Origin of the sequence: Kribbella albertanoniae, assembly GCF_004348455.1 — a bacterium.
Lineage (GTDB): Bacteria > Actinomycetota > Actinomycetes > Propionibacteriales > Kribbellaceae > Kribbella > Kribbella albertanoniae.
Window position 1 is genome coordinate 1 of sequence record NZ_SMKA01000241.1, and the last position, 15,187, is coordinate 15,187.

Consider the following 15,187-nt stretch of genomic DNA (forward strand, 5'->3'; position numbering starts at 1 on the left):
ACCTTGGGCACCGCTCGACCATCCCCCGGCCCGAAATGTGGTCGATGGGTGCTCAAGGTGGTGCTCGTCCGCGACCTTGAGCACGGTTCGACCGTTGCGGGGCGCGGGTTGTGGATGGTGGGTGCTCAAGGTGGGCCGGTGCGACCTTGAGCACGGTTCGACTGCTTGGGCAGGGGCCGCGTGGCTGGTGGGTGCTCAAAGTGGGTGCGGAGTGAGCTGAGGCACAGGCGGTCACACATTCTGCGGGGGATCCGTCGGGAGGGTAGAGACGATTCGCTGAGGAGTGATGATGACGATTCTGGTGACCGGTGGTACGGGGACGCTTGGCAGGCTTGTGGTTCCGCAACTGACAGGTGCTGGGTACGACGTTCGCGTGCTGAGCCGTCGGGGCGGGATGAACGCGGAGGGCGTGGAGCATGTGCAGGGCGATCTGCTGACGGCGGACGGCCTGGATCTCGCGGGGATCGACACCGTGGTTCACCTGGCTGGTGGGGCAAAGGGGGATGCGCTTGCCGCGAGGAATCTCGTGCGTGCGGCTGCGGCGGCCGGGGTGCGGCATCTCGTGCATATCTCGGTCATCGGGGCGGACACGATGCCGATCGGATACTTTCCGCGAGAAGCTCGGCGCTGAGCAGGCAGTACGTGCGTCCGGTGTGCCGTGGACCATCCTGCGCGCAGCCCAGTTCAACAGCCTCACGTACGCCTTCATCCAGAAAATGGGACGCCTGCCGGTGGTACCCGTGCCGGGCGGGCTGCGGTTCCAGCCGGTCGACGAACGCGACGTCGCCGACCGCATCGCCGAACTGGCCTTAGGTGAACCGGCAGGCGCCGTACCGGACCTCGCCGGCCCGACCGTCTACAACCTGCGCGAACTGGTCGACAGCTACCTCCAGAGCCAGGGCAAACGCCGTCCCCACCTCCCGATTCGCATGCCGGGCAAGATCGGACGCGCCTACCGCGCCGCCCAAAACCTCACCCTCACCGGAGTCACCACCGGCAAACGCACCTGGGAGGACTACCTCACCGAGAACGCCGCGAACTAGCGCTGTCACGGACCGATTCGGTTACCGTGAGGCTGTGGTTGTCGACGGCCGTGAGACCGACCGCGTGCGCTTGGAGGAAGTGCTGGCCAGCGGGCCGTTCAGTCTTGCGTTGAAGTTGGCGATCAAGTGCAGTGGGCTGAGTCTTGATCGGTTGCAGCACAAGCTCGAAGAGCGTGGGACTCGGGTCAGCAAGACGGCGTTGAGTTATTGGCAGCATGGGCGGACGCGACCGGAGCGGCCTGAGTCTTTGCGGGCGTTGGCGGTTGTTGAGCAGGTGCTGGGGCTTGAGGTGGGGGCGTTGTCGTCGTTGCTGGGGCCGCCGCGGCCGCGGGGGCGCTGGTTGGCGCAGCAGCCGAAGTCGTTGCGGCTCGATCAGGCTTGGGCTCGGCCTGATGGATTGTCGCGTGCGCTGCAACGGATGGGGACCAGCCTGGATGCGCTACACCGGCTCACCAAGGTGGGCGTGCACATCACCACCACCGTCGGTCCGAACCACAAGATGCTCGAGTCCAGTTACCTCATCGTGGTTCGCGCAGCGCAGGACGACGTTGATCGGTACGTCGCTGCGTTCCGGACCGACGCCGGCATGGTCGAGCCGCTGCGAATCGAGGACACCGTCGGCTGCAGGCTGGGTCGCCGGCGGGACGACGAGGCGACCGGCTTCTGTACGTATGAGCTGTTGCTGGAGCGGCCGTTGCGGGCGGGCGAGCTGACGGTACTGCGGTACACCCTGCGATCGGTGACGGCCGAGATCGACGCCTACCAATCGCATCGGGCCGCTCCCGGGCTGCTGGACTTCTCGATCCAGGTGCGCTTCGACCCGTCGTGCCTGCCTGTCCGGGTCTACCGCACGCACCGGCTGTCGATCGCCGATAGCGAGCCGAAGGAGACCGAGCTGTGGCTCGGCGCGTCACACACGGCCCAACTCGTCGAGGTGAATCCGCAGCCAGGCATCTACCGAGTCGCGTGGGCATGGGACTGACCCACAGCGGCAGCCGCCAACGCGGTAGTGATCGGTACGGCGGCAATGATGCCGAGGCTCCCGACCAGCCCGTTGACGATCTGCGTGGCAACGGTCTCCAGCGACACGACGTACGCGTCGGGAGTCCCCGTGATGGCGAACAGCATCAGCAGCGGGAGGGCCGCACCGGCGTACGCCAGCACCAGCGTGTTCACCACGGACGCGACGTGTGAGCGCCCGATCCTCAACCCTGCCGCGAACAACTCACGCCGGCCCGCTCGAGGGTTCGCTGCTGACAACTCCCACACCGCCGCAGTCTGAGTGACGGTCACATCGTCCAGTACGCCGAGCGCCCCGATCACGAGGCCGGCCACCACCAGCGATTGCAGGTTGACCCCACCGGGAACGTACGACGCCACCTCGGACGCACCGTTTCCGTCCAGCCCGCTGATCCGGCTCCCCAGCACGAACAGTTCGCCGAGACCAGCGGTCAGTATCAGCGCGCCCGCCGTACCAGCCATGGAGATCGCGGTCTGCACGTTCGGCCCATGGGTCAGCAGCAACGTGACGCCCATGATCACGAACGATCCGACGACGGCGACCAGCAACGGATCGCCCCCTGCCAGGATCGCCGGCATCACGAACTGGGTCAGCACCACGGCGGTGATCGCCAACGCGCCAAGGGCAGCCAGACCGCGCCAACGCGACAGCGCGATCACCGCAGCCGCGAAGATCCCCACGAGCAGCAGCAACGGGCGGCCGCGGTCCTGGTCGACGTACTTGTAGCGCTCGTCCGCCCCGGCCTCCGGGATCACCTGCATCAGGATCCGATGGCCAGGTTGGACGCGCGGGACCAACGGATGCTTGACCACTCGCGCGTCGACCTCGGTGCCGGTGCCCTCCCCCGCGGTCACCTTCACCCGAGCCCGATCGCACTCGTCCGGCCGCTCCGCACAAGGCGCAATAGCCAGTACGACGCCACGCGCTTTCGCGGTCTGCAGCGCATCGGCATGCACCGCGTGGTCGGGCCAGAGCACGGCAACGCCGACCGCGGTCAGCACCAGCAACGGCACCAGGACCGCGCCCAGGAGGACCCTAACCCGACGCGCAACGACGACGTCAGCGTCGTGGCTGTGACTCATACCGGCGCCGGCGACGAACCGGCCAGCAGACGGTACGGCGAGCCCGTCCCGTCAGCCGGGACGGTGAAGATAGCCGGTCCCGACCCATCATTCTTGCCATAGGCAATCATTTGATCGTCAAGCCAGGCAGCCTGGTCGTCGATGTGCGCTGTCTCGGCGAGCGGATGGTCCGCCCCGGTCTTCAGGTCGAGGACGTGCAACCGCCAGCGATCGCCGGTACGGAACTTGTAGACGATCCGGCCCTGGTCAGGCGACACCGACGGGCACTCGACGTTCTCGCGGACGCTCGTCAAACGCCGACTGGAGAGTTCGCCGCGCATCAGCCAAGTCCTGCCCTTACTGGCCATCGTGGCGTAGAACGTCGAGCCGCTCAGGAATGTCACACCCCAGAAGTTGACGTCCGGCGACGCGTACCGCTTGCCGTCGACAACCATCGCGAAGTCCTCCAACGACCCGTACTGCGTGCCATCACGGAGGTCGAAAATGCCGGCCGTGGTCGAGAACGCACCCTGCCGCATATAACTGTCACCAGCTCGGAACACCGTCCACCCCAGCAACCGCCCATCCCGCGACACCCGCACCCGACTCGGATCTCCCCACACCGGCAACGTCTTGCTCGGCCCGCCGTTGCGGTAGATGTCGAGCTCGGCCGACATCGGTACGCCGGTCGTCCGCAAGCAGCCGAGTGTGCCCGCGGCGGCGTACACCCGGTGGCACGTCGGCCCCGAGCCGATCACCTGGTCGGGGTGGTCCCGTGCCACCTGCCGGACGGTACTCGTTCGGTCGACGTACAGAAGGGTGCCGGTGCGCGCGAGGTCGAGCGGTCCCGCGGTGGGACCGTCGGCCGCGCTCGCCCGCCAGCCGACGTAACCGATGCCCGCAGCAACGAATAGCACGATCAACACGACACCCGTGACGATCCGGCTCACGATCGCCGTCCTCGCATCCTGGCGGCCAGGAACACTCCGGCAACCAACAGCACCGCAAACACTCCGAACACCGGCCGCGCAGCGGCCGCAGCCGTGGCGATCCCGAACCCCAGCGCCCCGACGGCCCGCGCCAAAGCCTGCGCAGTCTGTACGACGGCCAGCCCGGTGGCACGCAGTTCCTCCGGAACCAGCGGGCCCGCACTGGCCATCAGCACCCCGTCGCTCGCGGCATAGAACAAACCGTGCAGCAGCAGGACGGCGCCTGCCACGACCCAGCCTTTGATGCCACCGGCAACCAGTAGATACGCACCGGCGAGAAGGACATGCGCGGCTAGAAACATCCGCCACCGACCGAATCGGTCGGCGAACCGGCCGAGCGGAATCGCTGCCAGCATGAAGGTTCCGGCAGTGCCGAGCGGCAGCAGCGGGAGCATGCTGGTGGGCAGACCCGCCTGCCGCTGCAGGGCGACGTACAGGAACATATCGCCGACGGTCAGCAGGCCGAGCAGTCCAGCGGCGAGCACCAGCGAGCGGACACGAGGCTGCAGTGCGACGCGCAGCCCCGCGCGCAGAGCGGGAAGGCGGGCGGCAGCTCTGCCGGGTTGGCGGACGAAGAAGATCAGCACGAGTACGCCGATCGCGCCGAGGCAGAAGCTCACCATGAATACCGCGTCGTACCCACCGGGCAGCAGCGCGAGCAATCCGAAGGCGATCAGTGGCCCGAGCAGCGCGCCCGCCGTATCGAGCGCGCGATGCACCCCGAACGCGCGGCCCAGCTCGGCGGTCGGGGTGGCCAGGGTGATCATCGCGTCCCGCGGCGCGGTCCGGACACCCTTACCGGCACGGTCGATCGCCACACAGGTGCTGATCCCGGCTAACGAGCCACCGGCCAGCGGGAAGCCGAGTCGGGTCAGCGCGGAAACGCCGTACCCGGCAACTGCGACCGCCTTCGGCCGGTTCAGCCTGTCGGCAGCGTAACCACCCGCGAGCCGGAGCAGCGCGGTCGCGCCGGTGTAGAGGCTGTCCAACGCACCCAGTTGCAGGTAGCCCAGGCCGAGCCCGTAGATGAGGTACATCGGCAGCACCGCGGTGATCATCTCCGCGGAGGCGTCGGTCACGAAGCTGACGATGCCCAAGGCAACGACCGTGACCGGGACCCGGCCGCGCCGGAGACCGTGCTTGACGGCTCCGGCGCGGGCCGAGTCGGCGGCTCGCATCGAGGAGAGGTACATCGCTTACGCGTGACTGCCGGTGAGGCTCAGACCGGAGAAGGCGGCGTAGCCGCGAACCATCACGTAGTACGTGCCGGCCCGGGCAGTCGTGAACGTGCAGGTCTCGGCGTTCCCGTCCTTGTACGGTCGGCAGTCGTAGCTCGAGGTCGTCGGCTCCGAACCGAACTTCACGTACAGGTCCGCGTCACCCGTGCCACCCGAAGTCGCGAACTTCAGGTTCGTGGCGCCGGCTGGTACCACCATCGTGTATTTCAGCACCGAACCTTGGGCACCGGACAGGCCCGTCACCGGGACACCGTTGCTGAGGACGCTGCCGCTGCTGGTGACGTCCAGTGCGATCGTCGCGGTCTTGGTCGCCGTACCGGAGGTCGCGGTCACCGTGACCGTGGCCGCGCCGGTGGTAGCGGTAGCCGAGGCCGTGAGGGTCAGCGTGGAGGAGGCGGTGCCGTTGGCAGGCGGCGTCACCGACGAAGGACTGAACGATGCCGTCACCCCTGCAGGCAACCCGGAGACCGTGAGGTTCGTGGCTGCGTTGAAGCCGCCGGAGCTGGCGACCGTGACCGTGGAGGTACGGCTCGCACCGCGGGCCACGGAGACCGAGGACGGGCTCGCACTCACCGTGTACGACGGGTTGCTGCTGCCGTTCTTTGCATGGCAGTTGCTGGTCACGGTGTCGGTGAACGTGCGGCCGGCGACCGGTACGAAGTCGGCGGTGTAGCTGGTGCTGTTCAGGGTCAGCTTCGCGACGCCGAACGTGTTGTAGCTGCTCTTCTCGATGGTCGCCGCGGTATTGCCGCCAGCGCCGTACAGAGCGCGACCGCCGGTACCGACGAGCAACTCGCGGACGCCGTTGGCGGTGTCCTTCGTGCCGTCCGGCTTCGACTGCGCGAAGCGGATGTAGTTGTGGTCGTGCCCACTCAGCACGAGGTCCGCGTGGTAGTCGTACAAGGCCTGGAAGAACGGCTTGAGCGAGGAGTCGTCGCTGTAGTTGCCAGCGGCAAACCGTGAATGGTGCCAGTACGCCGCCGTACAGGGCTTGGTGCTGGCCGCGAGATCGTTGCGCAGCCAGGTCTCCTGCGTGCTACCGGTCGTCTTGTCGATGTTGGAGTTCAGCGCGATGAAGTGCCAGTCGCCGACATCCCAGGAGTAGTAGCCCTTGCCGGCCGGTCCGGCTGCAGCGCCGAAGTAGTCGAAGTACCCGGAGGCACCGCTGGTCCCGTACTCGTGGTTCCCAGGCGTCGGGTGCGTGATGCTTTTGTACGCACCCCATTCGGGGTGGTAGTTGTTGTTGTACTCGGACAGCGTGCCTCGGTCGTAGGCGTTGTCGCCCGCGGTGAAGACGGCGTCGGGGTTGATGCTGTCGAGCAGATCGCGGGTCTGGTTGCACGCGGAGCCGCAGATGTCGCCGGCGCCTGCGACCGTGACTGTTGCCATGGACAACGGTTGGGTTCCGGACTGGTAGGCGTCGATCGAGTAGCTGCTGGCCGGGTCTGCGAACTTCGGCGTGACTGTCACGCAAGTGCCGGAGAATGCCTTGGTGTGAAAGGCTTTGCCTTGCCAGTTGATCGCGGTCAGCTTGGTCGCCGTGCCGGTCGAACCGGCCACCTCCAGCGAGTCCGTGCCACGCAGATCCAGCTTCGCGACCCTGACCCGCAACCACTTCGCGCCAGGCTCGGCGCAAACCTGACCACCTGCCGCGGCCAGGAGAACCTTGCCGGTACTGGCGCCCTTCTCGGCGACTTGCTGGCGCTCGGCCAGTGGCGCGGGCTGCTGGACGGTCGGTGGATCGTTGCCTTCGGCTGTTGATGCGACGGCGGCACTGATGCCTGCGGCCAGCACGACACCGGCAGTCCCGGCAGCCAGCGTTGCACGGCTGTACGTCGTACGGAATCGGATCATGGTTTGTCACACACCTCGGGGCGGAGGACGGGGCGGAGTTCCTGAGACAGCAAGGTAGTGGGCTGCCGACCAGGATCAAGAGCACTCCGTGGGCCCCCAGATGTTCAGTGAATGAACTCGACCGGTGGCTACCATGACCGAGCCGCGGGTACGGCGAATTTGCTCAACCGGGACGGATTGTTCCGTGTATTGAAGGGAATGCACTCATCTCATGAGCAGTGCCAAGGAGCAGGTAGTCGCGGCGGCTCAGGCGCGAGCGGTCGCGTTGGCGGCCGGGGATGGGGAAGCGTTGGAGGCTTGGCTGCATCCGCGGTTCAGGTGGACGTCGCATAGCGGCGAGAGTTTCGATCGGGACAGCTACATCGCGAACAACACGCGCGGATCGCGGCAGTGGTCCGCCCAGAAGTTGGCCGCCGTCGAGGTGACGGTCGTCGGGGAGGCCGCCGTACTGCGGTGTGTCGTCACCGATCGGGTGGACGACGAGGAGTTCCGGATGCCGATGACGCAGACCTGGGTTCGGGAGGGGCCACGCTGGCTGTGCCTGGCCGGTCACGCCGGGCCTCGAATGAGCTGATACCGGTCTACCGCGAGCGCCTGATCGTGCATTTGTGCGGCATGGCGCTGGCCCTTCGGGGCAACCAGGCGTCACTCTCGGTGTATGCATAGAACTCTTGCGGCCCTTCTCGTCGTGCCGCTCCTAGGCCTGCCGGTGAGCACCGCTCAGGCGGCTGAGGCCATGACCGTCACCTTGAGTCGGGCCGGTGTCGCGGTCTCCTCGCTCAACACCGTGCCGGTCACCGTCACGGTCAAGGGGTCCTACGCGGAGCTTCCGTACCACAAGGGCGTTTTCGTTCAGTTCAAGCGGATCAGCGGCACCGGTCCGCTGGCCGAGTTCTCGTCGATGCCGTTGCCTCTGGTCGAGGGTGATGGCACCCCTGGTGTCTGGAAGGGCACCGTCAACGTGCCGTCCACGGCGAATGGAATCGTCGAGGCGACCGCGGTGGACGGGTACGAGTTCGTCGCGGGCGAACCAGCCAGCGACCCCGCGCCCGTTACGGATCCGCCGCGGCTGACGGTGACCGGCGTACACATCCCGAAGGTCGTGTCGCTGCTGACGCCCAAGGTGGTGCCGTACGACAAGCCCTGGTCGGTCCGGTACACCGTCCTCGACTCGCAGACCGGCAAGCCGTACGGCACCCGGCTCAAGCTGCTGTTCGGCTACGAAGAGCGGTGTCTCGAGAACAGCCCCGGTGACGCCGTCCTGACCGATACCAACGGCAACTACGTCCGGTCGTTCGCGGCGAACAAGTACGGCGACTGGACCAGCTGCCTGGAGATCCCCGGCAAGCCGAGCAAGATCGCCTACCTCGAGACCCCCGTCAAACGGCCCGCCGCCATCTCCGCAGCCCCGTCGAAGGCCAGCGCTCCGGTCGGCACCATCGTCCCGGTGAACGGCACCGTCGTCCAAGGAGTCAACTGCCAGGTCATCCTGCAACGCCTGTACGGCGCCACCGCGTGGCGGGCGGTCGGCTCCAGCACGGTCCGCTACAGCGAGCGGTTCACGCTCAACGCGCAGCCGTCGTACAAGGGGAACATCTACTACCGCGCCTACCTCCCCACCTGCCGCGACAAGGTCGCCGGCTACAGCAAGACCTTCACGATCCGCGGTACCTGACCTGCGGTGTAGACTTCCTTACCTTGATGGCTCAAGGTAGGGAGGTCTGCTGTGATCCTTGACCGGGGCGACGCTCAATTGCACGGTACGGCGACCGGCTGCGGGCCGACCGTCCTGCTGCTCCATGCCGGTGGTGAGGACCGCAGCGTCTGGGCGCCGATCGCCGACATCCTCGAGAAGCATGGGCTACGGGCTGTCGCGTTCGACCTGCGTGGTCATGGCGATAGCTCGGGTCAAGCAACAATGCTCGACGCGATCGCCGACGACGTGACCGCGATGATCCGGCACCAGCCGACCCCGTTGGTCGTGGTCGGCGCGTCGCTCGGCGGGCTGGCGGCCGTCGCCTCGCTGACCGACACATCCCCTGATATCGCCGGCCTGATCCTCGTCGACGTCGTACCGCAGCCCGATTCAGCCCGAGTCCGAGCCTGGCTCGACGACCGCGGCCTGCGCGACGAACACCCCCAGCTCGTCGACAACATCCTTGCCCACGGCACCGAACCCCCGACGATCGCCGTACCGGTCCTGCTCGTCCGCGCCGGCCCGACCTCCCCCCTCACCGACGCCGACGAAGCCCGCTTCCGCACCACCACCCCCACGCTCAAGGTCGCCCACCTACCAACCGCCGGCCACCTGATCGCCCGGGATACCCCTACCGCCCTGGCCCACCTCATCACCGACCACGCGTCGTACTGGCTACACCTCAACCGCGTGCACCCACTGGGGACCGCGGACACCTGACCGGGTGTCCGCTGTGGTTCTCCTGTCCGGTATGCAGGTGATTTGCCGTCCTGCCCGCCACAACGTCCGAAGATCCGCAGACCTGGTGCGCGTGTCCTTCGGACGTTAGCCGGGAGCTGCGAATAACGTCCGGCGATCCGAACACCAGGCGCGCGCGTCCTTCGGACGTTGCGGGTACGGCGCTCTGCTGCGTCGGCGTGGAGGTAGGCCGGGTGGTACTGCGGTCACCAACTGGGGAGCTCGGACATCTGATCGCGTGTCCGGGGTCCCCACTTGCTGTACGCGGTTCGCCGTTCGGCCAGCTACCGCGCGGGCTGGGGAGTTCTACCCGTCGATTTCGGGTGGTAGGACTCCCCAACCGCGCCAGACAACCGCACCCACACCTGACCGAGCCGATCACCGGGGGCTTGAACAGGAAACGGTGGGTGCTCAAGGCCGCACCCCCACCCCACCTTGAGCACCGACCAACCACGTTTCGGCCGCACGAATGGCTGAACCGTGCTCAAGGCCGCATCCCCAACCCCCCTTGAGCACCGACCGACCACGTTTCGGCGGCGCGCATGGGTGAACCGTGCTCAACGTCGTACTGGCTCCTGCCCGGCTGGAATGCCTAGGCGCAGACGCGGGCTCCGTTGGTGTGGAAGTTCAGGGTGCCGAAGTCGGAGGAGGCCCAGACCTGGGCGCACGCCGTGCTCTGTGAGTTCGCGAGACGGATGTACGGCGACCATGCGCTGGTTCCGGCAGCGCCCGGGGTGACGTAGTCGGTCGCGCCGGCGCTGCGGCCTTCCGACGAGACGACCTGTTCCACGGTGACCGTGTTCGGGTAGTTGCCGCCGTACAGGACGACGCGCGACCAGTTGCCGTGGCACGACCACGACCATCGCAGCTGGAGTTCCCCGATCTTCTTGCCGATCAGGTTGCCCCGCGACCCGTAGATTCCGGCAGTGGCGACGGTGATGGGGCTCGCACAGGTGGACGGGTCGCCGTTCCCGCCCCAGTCCGTGGCGTGTGCCGGCACCGCGCTCACACCGCTCAGCACGCCGCCAACGACGATCGCCGTACCCAAGGCCCTGAGTTTCATGATCTCTCCCTAAGAGATTCGAGCAGCTCAACACCCCCAGCCTGAGCTCGGAGCAGCCCTGGCCGGCGGCGTTGTGCAGCACTCGATCTCCCGTGCACAACAGACCCCGGTACGACGTGCGGTCGGCTAGCCGACGGTGATCGCGTCGAGGCGTTCCTTGATGAAGGCGGCTGAGGTGACTGGCTGCAGGCCGGTCTCCTTGCCGATCGGAGGTTGGAGCGGGGTGACGATCGCGTCGTGGTTCGCCTCGTAGAAGTAGATCAGCGAGACCAGGTCTTCTTCGGGTGCGTGCGGTTGGGGCGGTAGGACGCGGTGCCGTCCGGAGGGCCAGCGGCGTCCGGACCAGTGTTCGAGGAGGTCGCCGATGTTGACGGTCAGCGCACCCGGCTCCCAGGGAGCGTCCTCCCAACCGGCTTGCTCGGAGTAGACCTGCAGCCCGCCGGCGCCGGGCTCACGGTCCAGCACGGTGACGGTGCCGAAGTCGGTATGCGCGCCGATGCGGAACTGCCCCGGCTCGGGCTCACCCACCACGCTCACCGGCGGGTAGTGGTTGATGTTCATCGTCCACGTGGGGTGATCGGCCAACGTGGCGAACGGGTTGCTCGGCAAGCCCAGCGCGTGGGCGAACAGGGCCAGCAAGTCATCCGACAGCCGACGCATCACTGTGGTGTACTCGTTGACAAGCCCTTGCAGGGAAGGAACTTCAGCCGGCCAGACGTTCGGCGCGAACCAGACTCGGTCCACCTCCGCATCGCCGGTCGCCGTCTCGGCACCCAGGCTATAGCTCTCCTTGAGATCCGGCGGGCTCTCCGTACCCTCGACCAGCGCATTGGCTTCCGCGCCGGGACCGAGCCAGCCGTGTCCGCCCACCGCCACCGAATAGCGCGCCTTGACGTCGTCGGGCAGCGCGAAGAACTCCCGACTCGCTGCCCGTACCCGCGCAGCCAATCCGGTGTCGACGCCATGCCCGGTGACGAGGATGAACCCGGCCCGCTGGAGTCCTTCGTCGACCTCGGCCGCAACCGCGTCAGCTTCGGCACCGCCGGCGTACCAGCGAGAGATGTCAATGGTGGCAATCGCGCTCATTCGGAGACCCCGATATCTTCGTTCCACAGTGCCGGATTCGCGGCAATGAACTCGGTCATCATCGTCACACAGCGCGGATCATCGAGCAGTGTCACCGCCACGCCGTACTCGGCGAGCCAGTCCTGACCGCCGTCGAAGGTCCGGTTCTCGCCGATCACCAGCGCGCCGATACCGAACTGCCGGATCAGCCCGCTGCAGTACCAGCACGGCGCCAGCGTCGTCACCATCACCGTCGACCGATAGTCGCGCTGACGGCCGGCGTTGCGGAAAGCGTCCGTCTCACCGTGCACCGATGGGTCGTCGTTCTGCACGCGACGGTTGTGACCACTGCCCAGCAGTACGCCGTCCGCCGTGAACAGCGCCGCCCCGATCGGAATCCCACCCTCGGCCAGGCCTTGAAGCGCTTCCTTGATGGCGACGTCGAGCATCTCCTCCGGCGTCATACCGCGACCAGCTCGCTGTTGATCCTGGACCGGCAGAACAGCAGGTAACCGCCGCCCGCGAGCAGGAATCCGACGAAGAACGTGATGTCGCCGAGCGCGGGAACGGCCTTCGTGACCAGGCCGGTGAACTTCTCCTGGTTGGAGAACAACAGCACCGACCCGACGAGACCGACGACGAACGACAGTAGGCCGCCCCAGTTCGCGTAGGACCGGTCGTAGAGGAATCCGGCGACTGCCTGCCGTCGCCGCAGGTACTGGTCCGCGAGCACGACACCGAGCCACGGCCCGACCCAGTACGCGATGATCAACAGGAAGGTCTCGTAGCTGGCTGCGGCGTCGGCCAGCGCCCACCACGCGACCAGGAAACCCGCAACCCCGAAGAACGCCGTGACCAGCGCGCGGGCGATGTGCCCAGGCAGCTTCACCCCGATCGTCACGAAGGCCATCGCACCTGAGTAGATGTTGATCGAGTTGGCGGCGATCGCCCCGATCGCGATCGCCAGCAGCGTGGCCTTGGCGATCGGCGAGGACAACTCACCGGTGAAGGCCTCGGTCGGGTTGTCGGAGAGCGCCGGTCCGATGGTCACCGACGCGGCGCCGACCATTTCCAGAACCGTGCACGACAGGAACAGGCCTGCCGCCGCAAACAATCCGGTACGGCGGCCTGGCACCGTGGACGGCAGATAGCGCGTGTAGTCCGCGGCGTACGGCGTCCATCCGGCGGCGTAGCCGAACGCCGTACCGACTGTCAGCAGGAAGCCTCCGAGGGATCCTTTGCCCACAAGGGGTTCCAGCGCAGGCGCACCGAGGTGTGACTTCATCAGGATGGCGACCGAGGCCACGGCGAAGATCACCGCGAGCACCGGAAACGCGTACCGCTCGAACGCCTGCACCAGGTTGTGGCCGGCGAACGCGAGCGCCGTCTGCACCAGCACGATGATGACCAGCCCCAGCAACGGACCGATACCGAACAACGCAGCCAGCGCATACGCGCCACTGACACTGTTCGTCGCGAACCAGCCCACGCCTGCAGTGATCGACATGAGTACGGCGGGCAGCGCGTTGCCCTTGAAACCGAAAGCCAGCCGGCCCGACACCATCTGCGGCACCCCGAGCCGCGGGCCACGCGCTGACAGGAAGTAGTGGGCGACCGCGCCCAGGCCGGTACCGAGCGCCAGCCCGGCGAGCGCCTGCCAGAAGCTCATCCCGTAAACGGCTACGGACAGTACGCCGACGAAGATCGTCGCGAACTCGAGGTTCGGCGACGTCCAGGTCCAGAACAGCTGGCTGGGCCGGCCGTGTCTGTCCTCGTCGGCGATCACCTCGTTCCCGCCGGGCTCGACGGCGAAGGTGCGATCCCGGTAGGTGCCGTCGGTCGTCGGTTCAGCCGCTGTCATCCGACGATTGTGGCCCCCTGCCGTTCGCCCCGGCAACGGATTCCTGTGACGTCACACAGGATCAGTCACTTCCGGGCAGCCGACGCGTTCGGCCACGGTAGTGGCGCGGGCGGCTCCCCGGTAGCTGGCTCCGGTGCGGCCGCCGGCTCGCGGCAGTGCCCGAACGGGCAGGCCCGTGTGCGTTTTGATGTGGTCGGGGATCGGGTCGTGACGGTCGCCGGTGGTGGGGATGCCTGCGGGTTCGATCACCACGATCGAGGCGCCGTCGTCGGAGAACGGCCGATGCTCGACACCCCGGGGTACGACGAACACCGAGCCGGCGGGCAGGGTGACGATCCGCTCGTCGGGATCGCGGAGCGCGATCCCGAGTTCGCCGTCGAGGACCAGGAAGAGTTCGTCGGTGGTCTCGTGCAGGTGCCAGATGTAGGAGCCGGCCACCTTGGTCACGCGAACGTCGTAGTCGTTCACCCGGGCGGCGATCCGCGGGCTCCAGAGGTCGTCGAAGGTTTTCAGGACGGCTTGCAGATCGACTGGCTGGTACATGAGTTCAGCGTCACCGGTACACCTCTTGGGCCGTGAGTGCTAGAAATGGCACATGCCGAAAGAATCCTCGCACCGGGTCGTCGTGATCGTCGACGCTGGGTCCAACCCCTTCGAGATCGGCGTTGCGACGGAGTTGTTCGGCCTGCGCCGCCCCGAACTCGACGTCCCCTGGTACGACCTCGCGCTCTGTACGCCGACACCCTCGATCGAGATGCACCTCGGGTTCTTCACGCTCAGTGGCGTCGGCGGCCTGACGGAGGTCGACACCGCCGACACCGTCATCGTCCCGAACCGCCCCGATCCCGAGGCCCCGGTCGATCCCGCCGTACTAGACGCAGTACGGCGGGCTGCCGCGCGCGGGGCGCGCCTGGTCAGCTTCTGCACAGGTGCCTTCACGCTCGCCGCAGCCGGCGTACTCGACGGCCGACGGGCAACCACGCACTGGCGGTGGGCTGGGTTGTTCGAGCAAATGTTCCCGGCCATCGACCTGCAACCCGACGTCCTTTTCGTTGCCGACGACAACGTCTACACCGCCGCCGGCAGCGCAGCCGCCCTCGACCTCGGCCTGCACCTCATCCGCACCGACCACGGCGCCGAGATCGCGAACGCAGTCAGCCGCCGCCTCGTCTTCACCGCCCACCGCGAAGGCGGCCAACGCCAGTTCATCGATCAGCCCGTCCCCACCATCCCGGACACCTCGCTGGCGCCTCTCCTCGCCTGGGCCCGCTCCCAACTCGCCAACCCCCTGACCGTCACCGACCTAGCCGACCAAGCAGCCGTCAGCCCAGCCACCCTGCACCGCCGCTTCCAGTCCGAACTAGGCACCACCCCGCTGGCTTGGCTAACCACCGAACGAGTAGCCCTAGCCTGCCGCCTCCTCGAACGCGGCACCCCCGGCCTCGACCGCGTCGCCCGCCAATCCGGCCTAGGCACCGCCACCAACCTGAGAATCCAGCTAAAACGCACCACCGGCCTGACCCCCACCACCTACCGCCACCGCTTCGCCCTAACCCCC

General features: G+C 67.2%; 16 protein-coding genes. 7 read left to right on the top strand and 9 right to left on the bottom strand.

The genetic code is table 11. The annotated features are described in order from the left end of the window. The first annotated feature begins 289 nt into the window (after positions 1 to 289). The 3 genes from E1261_RS46595 to E1261_RS34955 are packed head-to-tail and all read left to right on the top strand — an operon-like array spanning position 290 to position 2,025. Complete coding sequence (locus E1261_RS46595; protein WP_238176617.1) at positions 290 to 631, top strand: SDR family oxidoreductase; 342 nt, start codon at positions 290 to 292, stop codon at positions 629 to 631. Between the two features lie 22 nt (positions 632 to 653). After that, on the top strand, positions 654 to 1,043 hold the full coding sequence (locus E1261_RS46600; protein WP_238176618.1) for an SDR family oxidoreductase: 390 nt from the start codon (positions 654 to 656) through the stop codon (positions 1,041 to 1,043). A 34-nt stretch (positions 1,044 to 1,077) separates the two neighbouring features. Next, positions 1,078 to 2,025 carry a hypothetical protein gene (locus tag E1261_RS34955; protein WP_132414008.1) on the top strand — a complete coding sequence of 316 codons (948 nt, stop codon included), beginning with the start codon at positions 1,078 to 1,080 and terminating at the stop codon, positions 2,023 to 2,025. Here E1261_RS34955 and E1261_RS34960 read toward each other — a convergent pair. From E1261_RS34960 to E1261_RS34975, 4 genes are read right to left on the bottom strand one after another with little or no spacing between them, the layout of a single operon-like run. Then, positions 1,998 to 3,146 (bottom strand): YibE/F family protein, encoded by a 1,149-nt coding sequence (locus tag E1261_RS34960; RefSeq protein ID WP_132414009.1) that lies wholly within the window; start codon positions 3,144 to 3,146, stop codon positions 1,998 to 2,000. The genes E1261_RS34955 and E1261_RS34960 overlap by 28 nt on opposite strands. Further along, positions 3,143 to 4,075, bottom strand: coding sequence for a TolB family protein (locus E1261_RS34965; protein WP_132414010.1), 933 nt, complete (start codon positions 4,073 to 4,075; stop codon positions 3,143 to 3,145). Before E1261_RS34965 ends, E1261_RS34960 begins: the two co-directional genes overlap by 4 nt. Further along, the gene (locus E1261_RS34970) at positions 4,072 to 5,292 is read right to left on the bottom strand and encodes an MFS transporter (protein ID WP_238176619.1); all 1,221 of its coding nucleotides are present in this window, start codon (positions 5,290 to 5,292) and stop codon (positions 4,072 to 4,074) included. The genes E1261_RS34965 and E1261_RS34970 overlap by 4 nt, the downstream gene beginning before the upstream one ends. A gap of 18 nt (positions 5,293 to 5,310) precedes the next feature. After that, positions 5,311 to 7,206 (bottom strand): pre-peptidase C-terminal domain-containing protein, encoded by a 1,896-nt coding sequence (locus E1261_RS34975; protein ID WP_132414012.1) that lies wholly within the window; start codon positions 7,204 to 7,206, stop codon positions 5,311 to 5,313. 211 nt (positions 7,207 to 7,417) lie between these two features. Between E1261_RS34975 and E1261_RS34980 the strand changes: the two genes are divergently transcribed. The 3 genes from E1261_RS34980 (at position 7,418) to E1261_RS34990 (ending at position 9,622) form a co-directional block, all read left to right on the top strand. Continuing rightward, on the top strand, positions 7,418 to 7,780 hold the full coding sequence (locus E1261_RS34980; protein ID WP_132414013.1) for a nuclear transport factor 2 family protein: 363 nt from the start codon (positions 7,418 to 7,420) through the stop codon (positions 7,778 to 7,780). An 84-nt stretch (positions 7,781 to 7,864) separates the two neighbouring features. After that, on the top strand, positions 7,865 to 8,881 hold the full coding sequence (locus tag E1261_RS34985; RefSeq protein ID WP_132414014.1) for a hypothetical protein: 1,017 nt from the start codon (positions 7,865 to 7,867) through the stop codon (positions 8,879 to 8,881). A gap of 51 nt (positions 8,882 to 8,932) precedes the next feature. Further along, a complete protein-coding gene (locus E1261_RS34990) occupies positions 8,933 to 9,622 on the top strand; it encodes an alpha/beta fold hydrolase (RefSeq protein WP_132414015.1) in 690 nt (229 codons plus the stop codon). A 610-nt stretch (positions 9,623 to 10,232) separates the two neighbouring features. Here the strand turns inward: E1261_RS34990 and E1261_RS34995 are convergent. The 5 genes from E1261_RS34995 to E1261_RS35015 form a co-directional block, all read right to left on the bottom strand. Then, positions 10,233 to 10,703 carry a hypothetical protein gene (locus tag E1261_RS34995; RefSeq protein WP_132414016.1) on the bottom strand — a complete coding sequence of 157 codons (471 nt, stop codon included), beginning with the start codon at positions 10,701 to 10,703 and terminating at the stop codon, positions 10,233 to 10,235. Positions 10,704 to 10,829: 126 nt separating this feature from the next. Then, the gene (locus E1261_RS35000; protein ID WP_132414017.1) at positions 10,830 to 11,789 is read right to left on the bottom strand and encodes an isopenicillin N synthase family dioxygenase; all 960 of its coding nucleotides are present in this window, start codon (positions 11,787 to 11,789) and stop codon (positions 10,830 to 10,832) included. Continuing rightward, a complete protein-coding gene (locus E1261_RS35005) occupies positions 11,786 to 12,232 on the bottom strand; it encodes a nucleoside deaminase (RefSeq protein ID WP_132414018.1) in 447 nt (148 codons plus the stop codon). Before E1261_RS35005 ends, E1261_RS35000 begins: the two co-directional genes overlap by 4 nt. Next, complete coding sequence (locus tag E1261_RS35010) at positions 12,229 to 13,629, bottom strand: purine-cytosine permease family protein (RefSeq protein ID WP_132414019.1); 1,401 nt, start codon at positions 13,627 to 13,629, stop codon at positions 12,229 to 12,231. The genes E1261_RS35005 and E1261_RS35010 overlap by 4 nt, the downstream gene beginning before the upstream one ends. A gap of 51 nt (positions 13,630 to 13,680) precedes the next feature. Continuing rightward, a complete protein-coding gene (locus tag E1261_RS35015; protein WP_132414020.1) occupies positions 13,681 to 14,172 on the bottom strand; it encodes a cupin domain-containing protein in 492 nt (163 codons plus the stop codon). A gap of 52 nt (positions 14,173 to 14,224) precedes the next feature. Here E1261_RS35015 and E1261_RS35020 point away from each other — a divergent pair. Continuing rightward, the coding region (locus E1261_RS35020) for a GlxA family transcriptional regulator (RefSeq protein ID WP_132414021.1) at positions 14,225 to 15,187 on the top strand (963 nt) is incomplete at its 3' end.

What these genes read in the sequence shown, in the direction of transcription:
- E1261_RS46595 (WP_238176617.1), top strand. Translation starts at nt 290, where the DNA reads ATGACGATTCTGGTGACCGGTGGTACGGGGACGCTTGGCAGGCTTGTG.
- E1261_RS34960 (WP_132414009.1), bottom strand. Translation starts at nt 3,146, where the DNA reads ATGAGTCACAGCCACGACGCTGACGTCGTCGTTGCGCGTCGGGTTAGG.
- E1261_RS34970 (WP_238176619.1), bottom strand. Translation starts at nt 5,292, where the DNA reads ATGCGAGCCGCCGACTCGGCCCGCGCCGGAGCCGTCAAGCACGGTCTC.
- E1261_RS34975 (WP_132414012.1), bottom strand. Translation starts at nt 7,206, where the DNA reads ATGATCCGATTCCGTACGACGTACAGCCGTGCAACGCTGGCTGCCGGG.
- E1261_RS34980 (WP_132414013.1), top strand. Translation starts at nt 7,418, where the DNA reads ATGAGCAGTGCCAAGGAGCAGGTAGTCGCGGCGGCTCAGGCGCGAGCG.
- E1261_RS34985 (WP_132414014.1), top strand. Translation starts at nt 7,865, where the DNA reads ATGCATAGAACTCTTGCGGCCCTTCTCGTCGTGCCGCTCCTAGGCCTG.
- E1261_RS34995 (WP_132414016.1), bottom strand. Translation starts at nt 10,703, where the DNA reads ATGAAACTCAGGGCCTTGGGTACGGCGATCGTCGTTGGCGGCGTGCTG.
- E1261_RS35000 (WP_132414017.1), bottom strand. Translation starts at nt 11,789, where the DNA reads ATGAGCGCGATTGCCACCATTGACATCTCTCGCTGGTACGCCGGCGGT.
- E1261_RS35005 (WP_132414018.1), bottom strand. Translation starts at nt 12,232, where the DNA reads ATGACGCCGGAGGAGATGCTCGACGTCGCCATCAAGGAAGCGCTTCAA.
- E1261_RS35010 (WP_132414019.1), bottom strand. Translation starts at nt 13,629, where the DNA reads ATGACAGCGGCTGAACCGACGACCGACGGCACCTACCGGGATCGCACC.
- E1261_RS35015 (WP_132414020.1), bottom strand. Translation starts at nt 14,172, where the DNA reads ATGTACCAGCCAGTCGATCTGCAAGCCGTCCTGAAAACCTTCGACGAC.